Source organism: Enterobacter vonholyi (genome assembly GCF_008364555.1).
Classification (GTDB): domain Bacteria; phylum Pseudomonadota; class Gammaproteobacteria; order Enterobacterales; family Enterobacteriaceae; genus Enterobacter; species Enterobacter vonholyi.
Genome location: NZ_VTUC01000006.1, coordinates 458,488 through 475,054 on the forward strand (window position 1 = coordinate 458,488; position 16,567 = coordinate 475,054).

The 16,567-nt window shown below is 48.5% G+C and carries 18 protein-coding genes and 3 pseudogenes; 8 read left to right on the top strand and 13 right to left on the bottom strand.

The genetic code is table 11. The annotated features are described in order from the left end of the window. The first annotated feature begins 39 nt into the window (after positions 1-39). Positions 40-1,230, top strand: a complete 1,191-nt coding sequence (locus tag F0319_RS10890; RefSeq protein WP_149366908.1) for a cytochrome c biogenesis protein/redoxin — start codon at positions 40-42, stop codon at positions 1,228-1,230. A 5-nt stretch (positions 1,231-1,235) separates the two neighbouring features. Here the strand turns inward: F0319_RS10890 and tam are convergent, their stop codons facing one another. Then, on the bottom strand, positions 1,236-1,994 hold the full coding sequence (tam, locus tag F0319_RS10895; RefSeq protein ID WP_133295429.1) for a trans-aconitate 2-methyltransferase: 759 nt from the start codon (positions 1,992-1,994) through the stop codon (positions 1,236-1,238). A gap of 436 nt (positions 1,995-2,430) precedes the next feature. On the opposite strand from tam, the gene F0319_RS10900 reads away from it, so the two are divergent. After that, positions 2,431-3,069, top strand: a complete 639-nt coding sequence (locus tag F0319_RS10900; protein WP_149366909.1) for an acyl-homoserine-lactone synthase — start codon at positions 2,431-2,433, stop codon at positions 3,067-3,069. A gap of 14 nt (positions 3,070-3,083) precedes the next feature. Here the strand turns inward: F0319_RS10900 and F0319_RS10905 are convergent, their stop codons facing one another. Together F0319_RS10905 and F0319_RS10910 are read right to left on the bottom strand one after the other, a co-directional pair. Beyond that, complete coding sequence (locus F0319_RS10905) at positions 3,084-3,776, bottom strand: helix-turn-helix transcriptional regulator (RefSeq protein ID WP_127730892.1); 693 nt, start codon at positions 3,774-3,776, stop codon at positions 3,084-3,086. Between the two features lie 305 nt (positions 3,777-4,081). Continuing rightward, positions 4,082-4,666 (bottom strand): NUDIX hydrolase, encoded by a 585-nt coding sequence (locus F0319_RS10910; protein ID WP_127730894.1) that lies wholly within the window; start codon positions 4,664-4,666, stop codon positions 4,082-4,084. A gap of 86 nt (positions 4,667-4,752) precedes the next feature. Here F0319_RS10910 and F0319_RS10915 point away from each other — a divergent pair, with 86 nt between their 5' ends. Next, positions 4,753-5,526 (top strand): DeoR/GlpR family DNA-binding transcription regulator, encoded by a 774-nt coding sequence (locus F0319_RS10915; protein ID WP_149367128.1) that lies wholly within the window; start codon positions 4,753-4,755, stop codon positions 5,524-5,526. Between the two features lie 38 nt (positions 5,527-5,564). Here the strand turns inward: F0319_RS10915 and F0319_RS10920 are convergent, their stop codons facing one another. The 4 genes from F0319_RS10920 to F0319_RS10935 form a co-directional block, all read right to left on the bottom strand. Continuing rightward, a complete protein-coding gene (locus F0319_RS10920; RefSeq protein WP_149366910.1) occupies positions 5,565-5,927 on the bottom strand; it encodes a TIR domain-containing protein in 363 nt (120 codons plus the stop codon). Between the two features lie 149 nt (positions 5,928-6,076). Continuing rightward, positions 6,077-6,448, bottom strand: a complete 372-nt coding sequence (locus F0319_RS10925) for a VOC family protein (protein ID WP_127730896.1) — start codon at positions 6,446-6,448, stop codon at positions 6,077-6,079. A gap of 94 nt (positions 6,449-6,542) precedes the next feature. Further along, positions 6,543-6,986 carry a PACE efflux transporter gene (locus F0319_RS10930; RefSeq protein ID WP_136194867.1) on the bottom strand — a complete coding sequence of 148 codons (444 nt, stop codon included), beginning with the start codon at positions 6,984-6,986 and terminating at the stop codon, positions 6,543-6,545. Positions 6,987-7,060: 74 nt separating this feature from the next. Next, entirely contained in the window at positions 7,061-8,023 is a 963-nt protein-coding gene (locus F0319_RS10935) for an NAD-dependent epimerase/dehydratase family protein (RefSeq protein WP_149366911.1), read from the bottom strand. 94 nt (positions 8,024-8,117) lie between these two features. Between F0319_RS10935 and F0319_RS10940 the strand changes: the two genes are divergently transcribed. Beyond that, a complete protein-coding gene (locus F0319_RS10940; protein WP_149366912.1) occupies positions 8,118-9,026 on the top strand; it encodes a LysR family transcriptional regulator in 909 nt (302 codons plus the stop codon). A 566-nt stretch (positions 9,027-9,592) separates the two neighbouring features. Here F0319_RS10940 and F0319_RS10945 read toward each other — a convergent pair. The 4 genes from F0319_RS10945 to F0319_RS10960 form a co-directional block, all read right to left on the bottom strand. After that, on the bottom strand, positions 9,593-10,132 hold the full coding sequence (locus tag F0319_RS10945) for an NAD(P)H-dependent oxidoreductase (protein ID WP_240168097.1): 540 nt from the start codon (positions 10,130-10,132) through the stop codon (positions 9,593-9,595). Positions 10,133-10,277: 145 nt separating this feature from the next. Beyond that, positions 10,278-10,649, bottom strand: coding sequence for a DUF2255 family protein (locus F0319_RS10950; RefSeq protein WP_149366914.1), 372 nt, complete (start codon positions 10,647-10,649; stop codon positions 10,278-10,280). Between the two features lie 127 nt (positions 10,650-10,776). Beyond that, positions 10,777-11,034, bottom strand: a complete 258-nt coding sequence (locus tag F0319_RS10955; RefSeq protein ID WP_149366915.1) for a hypothetical protein — start codon at positions 11,032-11,034, stop codon at positions 10,777-10,779. Positions 11,035-11,164: 130 nt separating this feature from the next. Continuing rightward, positions 11,165-12,238, bottom strand: coding sequence for an alpha/beta hydrolase (locus tag F0319_RS10960; protein WP_149366916.1), 1,074 nt, complete (start codon positions 12,236-12,238; stop codon positions 11,165-11,167). 29 nt (positions 12,239-12,267) lie between these two features. On the opposite strand from F0319_RS10960, the pseudogene F0319_RS22340 reads away from it, so the two are divergent. Further along, positions 12,268-12,450 (top strand): annotated as a pseudogene (locus F0319_RS22340) (hypothetical protein); the annotation flags it as partial. Here the strand turns inward: F0319_RS22340 and F0319_RS22625 are convergent. Beyond that, positions 12,397-13,407, bottom strand: a pseudogene (locus F0319_RS22625) (iron-containing alcohol dehydrogenase); the annotation flags it as partial. The pseudogenes F0319_RS22340 and F0319_RS22625 overlap by 54 nt on opposite strands. 264 nt (positions 13,408-13,671) lie before the next feature. Between F0319_RS22625 and F0319_RS10970 the strand changes: the two are divergent. Continuing rightward, positions 13,672-14,586, top strand: a complete 915-nt coding sequence (locus F0319_RS10970) for an AraC family transcriptional regulator (RefSeq protein WP_149366918.1) — start codon at positions 13,672-13,674, stop codon at positions 14,584-14,586. A 17-nt stretch (positions 14,587-14,603) separates the two neighbouring features. On the opposite strand, the gene F0319_RS10975 is transcribed toward F0319_RS10970, so the two are convergent. Then, positions 14,604-15,497: a LysR family transcriptional regulator gene (locus F0319_RS10975; protein ID WP_111964574.1), complete on the bottom strand. Its 894-nt coding sequence runs from the start codon at positions 15,495-15,497 to the stop codon at positions 14,604-14,606. 289 nt (positions 15,498-15,786) lie between these two features. On the opposite strand from F0319_RS10975, the gene F0319_RS10985 reads away from it, so the two are divergent. Next, positions 15,787-16,296, top strand: coding sequence for an MFS transporter (locus F0319_RS10985; RefSeq protein ID WP_223582292.1), 510 nt, complete (start codon positions 15,787-15,789; stop codon positions 16,294-16,296). A 131-nt stretch (positions 16,297-16,427) separates the two neighbouring features. Then, positions 16,428-16,532: pseudogene (locus F0319_RS10990) on the top strand (AraC family transcriptional regulator); the annotation flags it as partial. Between the last annotated feature and the right edge of the window lie 35 nt (positions 16,533-16,567).

The window sequence follows — 16,567 nt, forward strand, 5'->3', positions numbered from 1 at the left end:
CTCACTGCAGCGTCGCAGGACTTGTATTGTGAGGTTTCTATGTTTCTGGTTATCGCTTTTCTGGGTGGGATGATAAGCCTGCTCAGCCCATGTACGCTCCCGGTTATTCCACTTTTGTTCGCCGGTTTCCAGGGCCAGCGTCGGCATATTCTGGCCCTGCTTGCTGGGATGATCGTGATGTTTACCCTGGTGGCGATGGCCGTCACCGTCGCCAGCGAGTGGATCGCAGAGGCAACCATCGTTGGGCGCTGGGTCGCGCTCGTCATTCTGGCCACTGCCGCGCTAGCCTTAATTTTTCCGTCTTTCGCCCAGCGTATTGCGGGACCGGCCGTCAGCGCGGGTAATGTTCTCAACACCCGAAGCGGGCAAACGCGCGGAATGGCATCGGCTTTTCTGGCCGGGCTTGCTGTAGGACTGCTCTGGTCTCCCTGCGCCGGTCCCATTCTGGGTGCGATTTTCGGCATTAACATTGCGGGGCATTCCGCTATTACCACCGGCGCTCTGCTGGCCGCCTATGGCAGCGGATGCGCAATGATGCTGGGATTACTCGTCATTGGAGGCCGCACGCTGATGGCACCTTTAAGGGCAAAATCGGCGCTAATGGAAAAGCTGCGACAGGGTGCAGGCGTTGTGATGTTAGCGACCGTCGCATTTAACGCGACGGGGATGACTTCGCTGCTTAAAGGGGCAAACGGCGTCTCGGACCGTCTTGAAACCGCGCTGTTAAATCTGACGAAACCCACAGCCACGCCGGTGAAGCTTGAGCCGATAGTGATTACAGAGCCCAGCAGTCAGCTGCCTTCGTTCAGCGGTGGAACAGGGTGGGTGAACGGTGACCCTGTCACGTCTGAATCGTTACGCGGGAAGGTTGTACTTATTGATTTCTGGACGTGGGACTGCATTAATTGCCAGCATACGCTCCCCCATGTGCGGGAGTGGGCCACTAAGTACCAACCGCAGGGTCTGGTGGTGATCGGAGTTCACACCCCGGAATACCCCTGGGAAAAACCGCTTTCGTCGGTTAAAAATGCGGTGAATAAATGGCAACTGCCGTATCGGGTGGTCACGGATAACAACTATAAAATCTGGAATGCTTTCGGCAACCAGTACTGGCCAGCGCATTACTTTTTTGATGCCAAAGGGCAGCTGCGCTATACCGCCTTTGGCGAGGGTGACTATGAGCAACAGGAAAAGGTTATCCAGCAGTTGCTCAAAGAAGCTCGGTCATAGCCCGTTCAGGGCTGGCGTTGAGCCACGATAAACAACCGGGGGAAAGCCAGCAGTATCTGCCCGTTTTCCTGAAGCGGATACTGCTCTTCCAGCAGTTCATGGTAGCGTTTCAGGAAACGTTTCTGCTCGCTTTCATTCAGTTCCTGGAGCCAGGGCCGCAGGCCGGTGGCGCTTACCCAGTCAATAATGGCCTGATGAGAGCTCATTTTGTGATAATAGGTCGTCCGCCAGATATCCACGTCACAGCCAGCCTCCGACAGAATATCGTAATAAGCATGTACGCCTGGCAGAGGCTCGCGGCCACGGTCTGGGTAGTCTTGCTCAAGCGCCACTTCACGCATCGCCACATGGGTCGGTTCCAGCCAGTTGTCAGGCATCTGGATCGCCAGTACGCCATTTAGCTTAAGCAGGGAGACAAGATGTGGCAGGAGATCGTAATGGTCCGGAACCCATTGCAGCGACGCGTTGGCATAAATCAGGCCCAGCGGCTGGCCAGGCTTGTACTGACGGATATCGGCCTCAATAAAGTGGCAGTCAGGTAAGGCTGCGCGTGCTTCCTCAAGCATGGCAGGGGAGTTATCGACCCCGGTGATATGTGCAGATGGCCAGCGATGCTTCAACAGCGCCGTGCTGTTTCCTGGTCCACAGCCTAGATCAGCGATGGTAGCGATCTCATCCAGAGGAATTCTGGCGAGCAGTTCTGCAGCTGGACGCGTTCTTTCTGCGCCAAATTGCAGGTAAAGAGAAGGGTTCCAGTCGGTCATCATCAATTCTCCGTTTGGCATGCTTCTGCAAGAATAGCACAGGCAGGCGCCTTCAAAGCGGTACGGGAGAGGTTCAGGGCAGATGAATTCCGCAGTTTCTGTGAAACAAAAGAGAGGAAAAAAATAAGAAAACGGAAATATTACCCCTTAAAGGATTAAGGGGCAATGTTTTTATTGTAATAATTTTATGATTATTGTTTTTTAATATTTTATCGGCAAAGTGCTTCTTATGTTCTGTACCCGAAACTTTAAATATTAGATAATAATCGATGGGTATATCCCTGGTGTTTCATAGGTCTTTGACCTCCTGACCGCTTAGTTTTGCGAGAACTTCGTGGTCAGGTACTTTTTAAGTATAGGGAATATGCGGCACAATGAAAGCTGTCCTAAGAGACAGGTGAAACTAGTTTCAGGTGTTATTATCAGGAACATGAGAATGAATTCTGTCATTGAATTTTTTTTACACGACTACGATGATTTACCACCAGCATTAGCGCGCGAACTCTACAGACTCAGAAGAAAAACTTTTCGGGACCGACTCGACTGGAAGGTGGAATGCGTCGAAGGTATGGAAAAGGATCAATTTGATTCCCATAACACGACATACTTACTGGGTATGTATGATGGGCAGCTGCTATGCGGCGCGCGATTTATTAACGCAACGCAGCCGACAATGATAAGCGAGATCTTTCACAACTATTTCGATAATCCCATTGTTTTTCCAGAAGATGTTCCCTGCTGTGAAGTGAGTCGTTTATTTTTAGATAAAGAAACACGAGACTCCGCAAGCCTGCAGGGCGTGCCCGCCAGTAAAGCATTGTTTCTTGCAATGATTATTTATTGCATTAAGAATAAATATCATGGAATGTACGCAGTAGCCAGCCGTGGTATGTATGCCATATTTCGCCATGCTAACTGGAAAGTTGAAGTTATTCAGCGCGGTGTTTCTGAAAAAGGGGAGGTTATTTACTATATTTACATGCCTGCCAGTATAGGCATTATTGAAGACATTATTAGCAAAGATAAATCCAGTCACTGGCTTCGCGAAATGCTTGAGCATTTACACCATTTATAACCAGTGGCTGAGGCTTACTCCTCCAGTAACCGGAGTTCCGTTCCAAGTTTTATTGCGTGTCTGGCATTATTCACACCGAGTTTTTTCATTATATTGCCCATATGGAATTTAACGGTGCGCTCGGCAATAGACAAAATAACAGCAATTTCTGCGTACGTTTTCCCGGCACTGACCCATTTAAGGATTTGGCGCTCACGTGGCGATAAGAAAACATTCTTTTTCTGCTGATGCTGACTATACAGATTGAGTGTCTTCTGATGTAACTGAACAAGGAAGCGTAGAAATTGCGGCCGATACTTCTCTATGTCAATGCCAGAATGCTTAGGACTGATGACGGATAAGACAACAAGATTATTCAGATAGTCATGCAGAGGAAACGTCTGTCCCTGGTAAATATCATACTGGACACTTTCGTCGAAAATGCGTGTCAGGTTATAACCATCCGACAGTACGACATCACTTTCCCAGAAAAAATCTTCAACACAGCGCAAAGCCCTAATAATGACAGGGTCAATGAACTGGTATTTTCTTTCAAGGTAGATATTAAACCACTCAGGGCTATTATTGATTATCCTCATCTGTGAAGGATCTTTCTTGTTCATAATAGCGTAGGCGAAGACGATCCCTTTGAAATCCTCAAAAAACGCGTCAAGCTCACTCTGAATTAGCGTATTGATCGTTATGTCGTTGTAATATGTATCCTTCACGTGAGATGCTGCCTCCTGTTCGAATGGAGGAGCAAGTATAATATGCTTCGTTATCCGTAGCGAGTCGCATTTTAATCCAGACAACAGATAAGACAGGCTACCTCAGCGGGCAGCCTTGTGAACGTTTGGCATTTTTGAATGGTAAATGCAGATGACTCAGGGAATTGTTGATGATTTTATCGAATTGCGAAATCGTTCACTAAATATAGTAGGCTGCAAAATTTAGGAGGTTTTCCCTTTTCTTACGCGTAACGTACAAGCATACCGTTTACATACGTCTATAAATCAGGATTTAAACCAGTAGGTTACAGAATACCTTTAAGGGCAACATGATACAGCAGCATGATGGTTTTACCGTCGACAATCTTGCCCGTTTCAATGCTGCGTAAAGCCTCTTCAAGCGTCATTTCCAGCACGTCGATATCTTCTCCTTCAGCCTTGATCCCGCCGCCTGCGCTGGTTCTGTCATGTGGTTGGTACTCGGCAAGATAAAAGTAGAGTTTCTCCGTGACGGAGCCTGGGCTCATATAGGCTTCAAAGATTTTCTGCACGCGCGAAACGTGAAATCCGGTCTCTTCTTCCGCTTCTGCTTTAATGCGGCTTTCGGGATCCATGTTGTCCAGCAATCCTGCTGCTGCCTCAATTAAATCGTCTTCATGGCCGTTGATAAAGACAGGGAAGCGGAACTGGCGCGTCAGGATCACCGTCTTTTTCTCACGGTTATAGAGTAGAATCGTCGCGCCGTTGCCACGGTCATAGACTTCCCGATGCTGCCGCTGCCATTCACCATCACGCCGCTGCAGGTCAAAGGTGTATTTTTTGAGGATGTACCAGTTGTCTGACAGGGTTTCACTGTCGATGATGCGCACATCTGCACGTTTTGATTGCACGAATGTCCCTCCTTACGTAGAGTAATGATCATAAACAGCATCATCATGCATGTTCAGGATAAAACATGCAACATCAGGAATTCACCATGCTCACCAGTCAGCGAAAACAATTGATCCTTGAAAAGCTTGGTGTCGAAGGTCAGGTACAGTCAAAAGCGCTCAGTATTCTCTTTGACGTCTCTGAAGACACCATCCGGCGCGATCTGCGCGAGCTGGCGGCAGAAGGGCGTTTGCAGCGTGTTCACGGCGGCGCGCTGCCGTCATCTTCCGCTATTGCTCCTTTTGCCGAACGGCAATCCGTTAAGATGGATGCCAAAAAAAGGGTGGCCCGGAAAGGGGCACAGCTAATTTCATCAGGCCAGGTGGTGATTGTCGACGGTGGCACGACAACCTCCGAGCTGATTACGTTTTTCCCTCCTGACTTGCGCATCACCGTGGTGACGCACAGCCCGAGTATTGCTCTGGGGCTCGTTGATCATCCTTCCATTGAGGTGATTTTGATCGGCGGACGCTTGTATAAACACTCGATTGTTGCGGTCGGCACTGCGGCCATTGAAGGCATAGCGAATATACATGCGGACCTGTTCTTTATGGGCGTGACCGGTATTCATCCTGACGCGGGGCTGACAACCGGTGATTTCGAAGAGGCATGCATCAAACGTGCATTTTCCGGCAGAGCCGCGGAGACGGTCGTTCTGGCTTCTCCGGAAAAGATCAACACCGCGTCTTCGTTTGTGATTGGCGATGTGTCTTCGGTAAATACCATCGTTGTTGAAGACGGTACAGATAAGGACTGGATCCGCGCGGTATCGGAAAAGGGCGTATCCGTCGTTCTGACCTCAGATCGTGACCCCCTCTGACAGCCAGCCTTTGACCACGGGCTGGCTGGCGTTCCGGATTAAGCTTCTGGAATGTTCTCAAGCGCGGTATAAACGCTGAGACCATATTTTCGGGCTACTTCAATATCCTTATCGGCACCTTTAGACGCACCGGCAATACGATAAATCGCATCACATTTTGCGATGAGCCGGTGAGCAACGGGGTACAGCATCGCTTCGCTGATTTCATCACCCACCGTTATTGAGCCTGCGGCTTTTGCCAGCGGCAAAGCAAGCCATTCACCAATGACCGGAATGTGGCCACGCTGGTAAACGGCTAATGCTGCGCTTTCGAGACGCGCCAGATTCTCATCGATTCGTGCCTGAACGCCATCGGTACCGCTGCGATAGGGCCCGGCAATTAAAATCAACTGTTGTGTCATAAATACCTCTGTCAGTGTTATTGCATGAAAATGCACATTTACAGACGAGACTTTACGACATCACTGGCCAGGAATACAGCATTTCGTGCAATATCGTGCAACAAACTGCATGAGTGAATCGTTTGACGGTTACTGGAAGACTCGTTGAGCTACTCGCTCTCCGGCGTATGGCACACGGCCTCGATGTTATGACCATCAGGTGAGATGACAAAAGCGGCATAATAATTTTCACCGTACGAACGCAATCCCGGCCCGCCGTTATCACGTCCGCCAGCGCGAAGCGCGGCATGGAAAAAATCATCAACCTGCTGACGCGTATTAGCCACAAACGCCAGATGCAGGGGCGCGGGTTTGTCATTTGTATGGAAAAGGCAAAGTGAAACGTCCCCGGAGCTCATTTCAACACCATACTCCGGCGCGCCTTCATCGATGATTTTTACCCCAAGCGGGCGAAGCGCCTCGAGGAAGAAAGTTTTACTTTTTTCATAATCGCTGACGCCGAATTTCACATGATCGAACATTATCGACTCCTCAAAAGAGATAGAGAAATGAAGAGTATAGAAGGTGAGAGGAGTCGAATACGATCAAAGGCGTGTCAATGTGACAGATATCTCTCTACATAGCAGACCGTTTCCGCCCAACAAATGTCCAGCGCAGGTAGTCGTAAATCCAGTTAAACAGTAACGTGTACGGCAGGAAAAACAGTACAAGACCGATCTCAACAAAAAATGCCTCAGTCACTGTAAGATTCAGCATAACCATCGCGACAGGAATTAGGGTGATGATGAGTCCCGTTTCAAAACCTACAGCATGGATCGCTCGAATGAGAAACGTCCGTTGAAAGCGGTATTTTTTCTGCAGCGAGTCGAAGAGTTTATTAAAAATAAAATTCCAGACCGTTGCGGTAAGGGCGGATATCACGGACAACGAGCCCGACTGGAGTATCGACACGTTCATCAGCCAGGCAAGAGACAGCGCGATAATAATGTTGGCCATCACTTCAAAAATGACTGCGTGGAAAATTCTCTCTTTAACACTTTTATTTAATTCAATTTCCATTTGCTTAGGGCTGCGTTTTCAAAAGCTGAAGTATATCAGACATCGTTCAACCCTTTCTAAACGTACAGGTTATGTTAAATGCAGCCCAGGCCCGCTAATGTGGAATGTACAGCTTCAATAAGAGGGGTCTGGGGCTCATGGCCCAGAAAGGAAACCAGTTTTGAATTATCCATTTCTATTGTCTGCTCCCAGATATAACGCATCTCCTGCATTTCATGCAGTGTGGTATTAAAGGGGCTTATCGCCGAGATAAGCCACCAGGGAAACGATTTCACCTTCGCCTGAATACCGGCACGCTCCGCGACGTGCTTTATGGCGGCAGTCATCGCTGTCCCGTCAGGATCCCAATGCCCGCGCATATGGAAACTGGCAAACGGTTCGAGTTCCTCCCGACGCGACAGCAGTGCAACGAGCGTTTCGGCGACATCCGGCAGATAAGCCCACTGGTGGCCTGCGCCGGTTTTCCCGGGGTTTTGAATTATCTTCGGCGGTTGCCCCGGTTTGACCAATCCCTGCGAAAACCAGTTATTGCCGGCATGGGGACCAAAAAAGTCACCTGCACGTAAAATCAGCACCTTTCCGCCACGCTGCGCATAGTCTGCAAGCTCCTGCTCCATTTGCACCCGTATCGCACCTTTTCGGGTAAACGGATTCTGAGGAGAATCCTCGCGTAAGAGGGGAAAAGCATCCGGACCGTAGTTATAAATCGTGCCCGGCAGAACGATTAACGCACCGTTTCGCTCCGCTGCATTTATGGTGTTATGCAGCATGGGCAAAACCAGCTGTTCCCAGTTTCGATAACCCGGCGGGTTTACGCCATGGATAATAACGCTGCATTCGGACGCCGCTGCCTCAACCTGTTCTGCATTCTGCGCATCACCACTTATCCAAGGAATGCTTTTGTTGCGATCGTCAGTTTTCGGAGCGCTGCGGCGCAATGCACGCACATCCCATTCATCACGGATCAATTTGCGGGCTATTTCGCCACCGATCCCACCCGTTGCGCCCAGTATCAGTACCTTATTTGTGTTTTTCATCGTTTGACCCTTATTGGATATCTGCTTGACATCATAATGACCGCACGGGCTAAATGTAATTGCATAATATAAGCCAGCAGGTATTCATTTTTGTATGAAGCTAAATATCCCGTGGGAATGGTATCGCACCTTTCTGGCCGTGATGAGGGAAGGGTCTCTGTCAGGGGCCGCACGCAGGCTTGCCATTACTCAGCCAACCGCCGGGCGCCATATTGCGGCGCTGGAGTCAGCCCTGGGCCTTGTTTTATTTACCCGTTCACAGACAGGATTACAGGCCACGGATGCAGCCGTTGAGCTGAAGGGCCATGCGCAGTCGATGGAAAATACGGCCATGATGATTGAGCGGTCGGCAGCCAGTTTCAGTTCCGGCGCAACCGGATTACGAGGCATTGTGCGCGTCGCCGCCAGTGAAATCATCGGCACGGAGGTTCTGCCTCCAGTGATTGCACAAATAAAGAAAGAATATCCGCAGATAGTTATTGAACTGGTTCTGTCTAATCGCGTTCAGGATTTACTGAACCGGGAAGCGGATATTGCCGTACGCATGGCCACGCCTGTGCAGGAGCAACTGATTGCACGCCGGATGGGCAGGGTTGAAATAGGTCTGCATGCCGCGCCAGCCTATCTGTCACGATGTGGTGCTCCGGAAAGTATTGATGAGTTATTCACCCATACGCTCGTGGGTTTCGATAATACGACTCCCTTTATTTTACAGGCACTTAAACAATATCCACAGCTAAACCGTGAATTGTTTACCGTGCGGAGTGACAGTGATATTGCACAATTAAACCTCATTCGTGCAGGAGCGGGTATCGGTATGTGCCAGGTACAACTGGCCGATTTTTCTCCGCCGTTACAGAGGGTCATGCCTGATTTCTTTGCATTTCATCTCGACACCTGGCTGGTGATGCATGAGGATTTACGCCATAGCCAGGCCTGTAAAACGGTGTTTGATTATCTTGCGGAGGGTTTGCAGGCTTATATCAACAGGACAAAACGGTAAATAATAAGGCTGGGAAGAACAGTACCGTCAAGCTGACGTGCTATCTGCGTTTTAAGGGATGTGAAATGCGTAAGTTCAGTTCAAAGTTCTGATGCGGCAGATGAGCGTATTCAACACGGCCTTTGGTTGAGACGTTGAGCAAAAGCTGGATGCACATAAGATGGTCAGCTAAGACGCTTTAATAGTCCATCGGCATCCAGGCTAACGATGACCACAAAACACCAGATTTCCCCTGATTTCATACCGGTGCGCATAATGTATATTATGTTAAATCGCCTACTGTGGTAAATAAGTTCACAAGACACTCCCACTAACTGATAAATCAATACGTTAGGATTTCTGATCTCCCTCTCGTTTCTTGCATCATGTTGATCGTTAACTTACTTCATGAACTTAGATGGTTCACATAAAATCATAGGGTTAAGTCACCCCTAATCTTTCGTTTGCTGGCATTATGTTTAAGAGCTATTTTCTTAATATCCACATATAGATAATGAAATTCGTTGTGATTTCTGACTACTCTCCGGATGGGAAGAATAAAATCCGCCTTCTGTGAAGGCGGATTTCTACTTTGTCAGGCGTTCAATCAGCTGGCGCTGGTATTCAGGCAGCTGGCTGGTTCTCACCCCCTGAAAAAAAAGTGGCGGGAGCCATGTCATGCCCGCATGTAATGCACTGGCTTTCATGGGTGTGAAAACATCGGCAAGCTCGGTACCTGTTCTGCCATTTTTTCCGTATGTTGAGTCATCACCGGCAGCAGTAGTAACAATAAGCATTTCCTTACCCTTCCATAAATCCGGGCCAACGCTACCCCATGTGTCATTCATATACGCTTTCATCATTGGGGTGATATTGAACCAGTGGGTGGGAAAGATAAATACTATCCTGTCATTCTGGCGTGTGATACGCCTCTCCTCATCACCGTTTATCTTGCGCGTATCGAAACCATAGAGCGTTTCAAGGTTACGAACAGTGACTCCATCTACGCTCTCAGCAGCCTGCTGTAGCCCTTTAATCATAACGGACTGCTCCGGATACGGATGAGAAACGATTACAAGCGTCCTTATATGGCTTTTCTCTTTACTGATGGCAGCTTTAAGTGGCATCACTAAGACCAGCAGAAAAAACGCCAGCATTTTAACAGGCAGCCCCGGAAAGAGTGGTTTCATACTTGCCTCCAGTTTCAGGGAAATTAAAGTTAAACAGGCAGATTTTGCCTCACAGAACAGGCAGTATCACTGCGACAGGAAATCACGAAGGTAAAATCTCAATCGTGGCCGCTCTGGCGCGTGTCCCTGTCATTGCGGAAACATAGCTGCTGCCGGAGTACTTTTTCTGGTAAGCCTGATCTATTTTACTTTCAAGCTCAGGGTCTGATGGTTTTGCAAACAGGACGTCGAACTCCTGTCCAATAGCCAGTATCTTACCCGCCTGCTGGGACAATGCAGCCTGATACCATTTTGAACGGGTACCACTATAGGCTCGGACGAAAAGTCGGTTACCCACCTTCACTTCCCAAATCCATGTCGGCTTACCGGTCGTATTCATATCGGGATGATACGGAGCGATTTTTAGGTCATCGGCCTCATCTATTCTTGTTAATACTTCATAGTTCCAGAACATAAACCTCTCCTCTTTCATATGCGGCTATTTTTTTCTATTGCAGCATTAACTCGATAAATTAATGTTGCATGAGAAATTAGAGCCTGCTTCACGAGTAACAGCAGAGTGGCTGTTATTAAAATTAGGATTAATGCATCTCAGCGACGGTATTACCGACTATCAACTGAATAATATATTGGCGGTCCATAATGAAACTGAGCTGGCATGCCTTTCCTGCGGTTGCCAGTCGACTCCAGAGTACCAGCACTGCCTGTATTTTTGCCTGTTCGAGCGCAAATCCAATACCATCAAGACTGTCTGCGTTTGTCTGAAGTTCTTTTATCATCTTCACGCATTCGCCGGTCAGGCCATCATAGCTAAGTGAAAACGTTTGTTTAGTATCCATTCGGCACGCTCTTTAGGGGGAATACACAACACCCCATGCTAAGAGAGCAGTGTCTGTCGTTTGTCGCACAGACACTGCATCTGAAAACACCGGACGGTGCTATGGCTTACTTATACCGGTATAAGACGGATCAAATGCCAGCGTCACGAATCCGCGCTCTGCCAGGGTCTGAGCATAAAGACCTGAAGCTAAGATTTTTGTTGAAAAATGCAGTGATGTTATCGAACGGGATCTTATCCATACGATCATATAAATCGACATGTGTTGCATCTTTAACAATCAGAAGCTCTTTTGGTTGATTTGCCGCTTCATAAGCCGTTTTGGAGAAGTAAAGCGAATGCGCTTTTTCACCATGGATGAACAGGATCGGGCGCGGAGAAATTTCCTTAATATAGGTCATGAGCGGGAAATTCATGAAGGCCATCGGCGTTGTCACGGACCATGAGTTACCAGAGTTGACGGCTCGTGGATGATAGCCGCGTTTGGTCATGTAATAGTCCGCATAGTCCACGAGGAACTGTGCTTCACCGCCCTTCAGTTTATTATAGGCTGGCTGGTATGCAGGTTTACCGTTTGCCGCATCTTCCCAGCGCTGGAGGCTCATCTTCTCCAGCGCCTGCTCGCGTTGCTCCGGCGTTACGCTGTCGTTGTAGCCTTTCGACATCACGCGGCTCATATCATACATGGTGCTGGCAACGACCGCTTTTACGCGTTTATCCACGGCAACAGCGTTCAGGGCAATCCCACCCATGCCGCAGATACCGATGACACCGATACGTTCACGATCCACATAAGGTTGCAGTCCAATGAAATCGACTGCGGCCATAAAGTCTTCGGTATTGATATCAGGCGAAGCAATATTGCGGGGTTCACCACTGCTTTCCTGCTCTTTTACAGCGCCAAATGGCCCGGAAATCACAAGCGCAGCAAGCTTCTTGTTCCCGCGATCTTTAGGAAGATACACATCAGCGGCAAGCGTAATGCCGTAACGGTTTTTAAAAGTCACTTTTTGATGATCCACTTTTTCGCTCCTTGGGAAAGTCTTATCCCACGTCTGAACCAGACGGACTGAAGAATCTGCTGTACTTGATGCTGGCTGGGCGACCGCAGCTTCTGTTGAAATCAGAGCCATCGCTCCGGCAAGGAGTGCGCCATTAAAAAAGCGCGTTGAAGATTTTAGCGTCATGATATTAAAACCTTTCATTGGATATTGAGGGATATGTTTCAGACAGCATGCATGAGTATTTCAGTTACAACTTCCGGTGGGTAATCACTGGCGATACCAAACGCTTTGACATTGATCTGGACGTTCTCAACGATAGCGGGCAGATCTGCTTCCCTGATGTTCAGCTGTTCAAGACGTGTTGGCGTACCAATTTCTTCGAACCACTTCTCAAGCGCTGCGATGCCGTCGTCTGCCGAACTGAGTCCGAACACATATTTTGCGAAACGATCAAACTGCGGTGTATTTCGGTTTTTGTACCATTTCATCCAGGCGGGCATAACAACGGACAACCCTGCCCCATGCGGAACGTTGAAAAGTGCTGATAAAGAGTGCTCGATTGCATGATTCGGATAACTGAATCCGGCACAGCCTGACAGGATCAAACCGTTTTGGGCAAGGGTTGCAGCCCAGGCAAATTCCCCACGCGCAGCCTCATCCTCCGGATTGGCGATGAGCGTTTGTGTGGTTTCAATTACCGTATTTAGCAGTGCTTCAACCAGACGCGACTGAATTGCAGGCTGAACGGTTGCGGTGAAGTACACTTCGATAAGGTGTGAAATGATATCAGCGGCAGAATAGACCAGGTAATCCCGGGAGACGCCCGCCATCAGTGCCGGACTCAGGACGGATACCACAGGACGCGTGTAGTCGTTACCGATCGATAATTTTTCATGTGTTTCTTCATTGGTGACAACGGCATACGGGTTCATTTCGCTTCCCGTTGCGGCCAGGGTCAGAATGGCAAACAAAGGTAAAGCAGAGGAAAGCTCGCCTTTACCAGCGAATAAATCCCAGACGTTACCATTATAATGTGCGCCGGCCGCAATAGCCTTAGCACTGTCAAGTACGGAGCCGCCGCCAACGCTAAGGATAGCGTCCACGTTATGTTGTTTGGCCAGTTCCACCCCTTCACGGACTTTGGATATCACCGGGTTACTTACGATACCGCCAAGTTCTATATACTCGATGCCGTTATCGGCAAGATTCTGGCTGACCGTATCGAACAGGCCTTCTCGTTTAATACGTTCGCTTCCGTAGCACAGCAGGACTTTTCGTGCGCCAGCACTGGCAATGTGTGCACCGATAGTATTCTCTTTTCCGGAACCGAATTCGATTCGGGTTGGGTTGTAGAAAGTAAACTCTTTCACGTATGTCTCCTCCGGATAACCTGCCTGACAGTTAAAAATGGCTTTAACCTGAACGGTTTAAATTTGCTCGCGGTGAACCCTGACTTACAGGACACTGCCTCATTTCAGTGTTGTTATTTTGAGTGTCTTTAATGAAGGGTGTTATTAAAATACTCTGCATTATTTGCCTGATCCTCTGAACCTGATCTCAAAGCGTATATTTCAATTTTCATAGCTGCTAAGTTGTTAACGTCAAAAGGAGTAACAAATGTGAGGCATTACAGAATGATTTCTGAGAAGTCGGTTGAAAAACTACTGGGTGAACTTTCGGTCGATATAGCTCAGCGCACACCCTGCACCGGTGATTTCCCTACAGCCGTAGAAGGACTCGAATTGTTCCGCCGAAACGAACCCGCTCCTCCGGTGAGCTGCCTGGTCCCTCCCAGTATCGTTCTGGTGGCCGATGGCGCGAAGATCATGTGGGTTGGTGGTGAACCTTACGAATACAATGCGGAAAAATTCCTGATCACATCTCTTGACCTGCCAGCCAGCTCGGAAGTATTACAGGCTTCGACATCCCGTCCCTGCGTGGGCGTAGCCTATAAACTTGACCAGCGCGTACTGATGGAATTAATTGCACAGGGAAGCCTGCCGCCGGTTAAAAAACGAGACGCGGGAACGGGTGTCGGTATAGGAACTATTACTGATGTTTTGCTGGAGCCTTTCTGCCGTCTGCTTTCTTTGCTTGACGAGCCTGAAGCTATTCCTGTTCTCGGGCCGCTGATTCAAAGAGAGATACATTACCGGCTTTTGATGAGCGATCAGTCCGATCATCTCAGACAGATTGCAGCAGTAGACGGCCATGGCTACCGTATCGGTAAAGCTATTGACTGGTTAAAGACCAATATTGCATCACCTTTACGCGTAGAAGAACTGGCAAGTCGGGTGCAAATGAGCACGCCCTCTTTCCACCAACACTTCAGGCAGCTTGCGGGAATGAGCCCGCTACGGTATCAGAAATGGCTGCGCCTCAATGAAGCCAGGCGACTGATGCTGAATGAACATTACGATGTCACCACAGCAGCCTATGCTGTCGGTTACGAAAGCCTGTCGCATTTCAGCCGGGAATATACGCGGATGTTCGGGGAATCACCCAAGAAGGATATAACCGTGCTGAGAAAGTCAGCTGGTAAGCTTTAGTATTATCGTAATGTATTTTACCTTATCCTGTTATTGTACCGGTTGCGCAAAACTTGCAGGAAAGCCATAAAGGCGGGAGAATCCTGTCGGCGGTGAGGATAAAAGATGTGGTAGCCCTCAAACCAGGGGCACCACTCGGTCAGTACCACAATCAACCTGCCGTTTCTGATATATTCATCCGCAACATATTCTGGAAGGCAGGCTACGCCCAGGCCATCAAGAGCTGCATCAAGCTGATGTACCGTGCTGTTCGCAATATATTGCCCCTTCACCTTCAGGCTGAACTTCTGGTCTTCCTTCTCGAATTCCCAGGCATACAAACCACTCGTGTCGGAATACCGGACGTTGATGCAATTGTGGTTCAAAAGATCCTGCGGTTTTTTAGGCTTCCCATAGCGTTGAAAATAATCCGGTGCTGCAACAATCAATTGCCGCCAGTCCTGGCTGATTTTAACGGCAATCATATCATTATTCAGCGCATCTCCGGGGCGGATCCCCGCGTCAAAACGCTGATCAACGATGTCGGTAAATCCATAATCAATTCCGATTTCAATCTGAATGTCAGGGTAGCGGCTCAGGAAGTCAGGCAACACCGGGCGGATCAGGTACTGGATAACGTCATCTGAACCCGTAAGGCGAATGATGCCAGTGGGCTTTTCACGAAGCTCACTCAGCCGACTAATTGCGTCATCAACCTGCTCCATCAAGGGGCCAATTTCGTTGATGAGCCTTTCACCCGCTTCTGTGGTGGAGATACTGCGGGTGGTTCTGGCCAGCAACCTGATCCCAAGCCTTTCTTCCAGGGATTTTACTGTATGGCTGACAGCTGAGGGCGTCACACCGATCTCTGCTGCCGCTTTAGTAAAGCTCTTGAGTCTGGCCACGCTTAAAAAAACTTTCAGTTCATCCACACTCGCCTCCTCCAGGGGAGAAGCCAGCGTACCAGCCAATGGTTAATTATCAAATATTTTTCACAAGTAAGTGAAATAAATGCTGATTAATTAATTTTATATCAAATGTTACCTTCACATCATCAATAGTGAGCGTGTCATTACTCTGATAACGCGTTTGTGGCTCTGATCCTGAGGTAACTGTTATGCAAGATTTCATCTATCACAAGCCGGTAAAAATTCTGTTTGGGCATGACCAAATCCCTGCACTTGCGCAGGAAGTCCCGCAGGATAAAAAGGTCATTTTTTCATGGGGCAGTTTACTCTGTTTACCTACATCCGACCGTTTCTGGAGAATGTCACGAAAGTTAATTCTGATGAAGTAACGCTAATATTGTTACTGATTGGGGTAGCTGGACTTGCCGGAACGACAGTGATTGGGTTTGTGATCAAAAATCGCCTTTATCAGACACTGGTTGGGATACCACTTGTCATGGCTACAGTCGCTGTAATCCTGATCCCTATGGGTAACAATATTCCTACCGTCTGTGTTTTGTTGGGACTTTGGGGCGTGTTATCAACAGCTGCACCGGTAGGATGGTGGAGCTGGGTTGCCAGTGCCACTGCGTCAGATACAGAATCAGGGGGCGGTCTTATGGTAGCAACAGTTCAGTTCTCAATCGCACTGGGGTCTACAGTGGGCGGGATTTTGTTTGATCAGTTTGGTTTTCAAAGTACATTTGCGTTAAGTGCAGGAATACTTATTTTCTCAGCGATGTTGACTCTGTGGACCTCAAAGCTAAGAACAGTACCTGTATGAATCGTCGCTTAGCCTCCTTAAAGGGGGCTTTTCAAGCTATCTGGCACCATACCCCGTTGCCAATATTAAGTAGTTCATGGTGAGAAAAACTCACATTACCCATCTGGCGTTCTACTCAAGACGCGGGACCGGGTTACGAAAGCTTATCCCATTTCAGTCGGGAATATACGCGGATGTTCGGTCAATCACCTAAGAGGGATATTACTGTGCTGAGAAAGTCTGCCGCTAAGCTTTAATACACCCTGGTATCGTTTACATTTAAGTCAAGCAA

Coding starts and splice junctions, on each gene's coding strand:
- F0319_RS10955 (WP_149366915.1), bottom strand. CDS start 11,034: ATGGATACTAAACAAACGTTTTCACTTAGCTATGATGGCCTGACCGGC.
- F0319_RS10950 (WP_149366914.1), bottom strand. CDS start 10,649: ATGTTCTGGAACTATGAAGTATTAACAAGAATAGATGAGGCCGATGAC.
- F0319_RS10930 (WP_136194867.1), bottom strand. CDS start 6,986: ATGGAAATTGAATTAAATAAAAGTGTTAAAGAGAGAATTTTCCACGCA.
- F0319_RS10970 (WP_149366918.1), top strand. CDS start 13,672: ATGATTTCTGAGAAGTCGGTTGAAAAACTACTGGGTGAACTTTCGGTC.
- F0319_RS10890 (WP_149366908.1), top strand. CDS start 40: ATGTTTCTGGTTATCGCTTTTCTGGGTGGGATGATAAGCCTGCTCAGC.
- F0319_RS10915 (WP_149367128.1), top strand. CDS start 4,753: ATGCTCACCAGTCAGCGAAAACAATTGATCCTTGAAAAGCTTGGTGTC.
- tam (WP_133295429.1), bottom strand. CDS start 1,994: ATGACCGACTGGAACCCTTCTCTTTACCTGCAATTTGGCGCAGAAAGA.
- F0319_RS10925 (WP_127730896.1), bottom strand. CDS start 6,448: ATGTTCGATCATGTGAAATTCGGCGTCAGCGATTATGAAAAAAGTAAA.
- F0319_RS10985 (WP_223582292.1), top strand. CDS start 15,787: ATGGGGCAGTTTACTCTGTTTACCTACATCCGACCGTTTCTGGAGAAT.
- F0319_RS10935 (WP_149366911.1), bottom strand. CDS start 8,023: ATGAAAAACACAAATAAGGTACTGATACTGGGCGCAACGGGTGGGATC.
- F0319_RS10920 (WP_149366910.1), bottom strand. CDS start 5,927: ATGACACAACAGTTGATTTTAATTGCCGGGCCCTATCGCAGCGGTACC.
- F0319_RS10960 (WP_149366916.1), bottom strand. CDS start 12,238: ATGAAAGGTTTTAATATCATGACGCTAAAATCTTCAACGCGCTTTTTT.
- F0319_RS10945 (WP_240168097.1), bottom strand. CDS start 10,132: ATGCCACTTAAAGCTGCCATCAGTAAAGAGAAAAGCCATATAAGGACG.
- F0319_RS10940 (WP_149366912.1), top strand. CDS start 8,118: ATGAAGCTAAATATCCCGTGGGAATGGTATCGCACCTTTCTGGCCGTG.
- F0319_RS10900 (WP_149366909.1), top strand. CDS start 2,431: ATGAATTCTGTCATTGAATTTTTTTTACACGACTACGATGATTTACCA.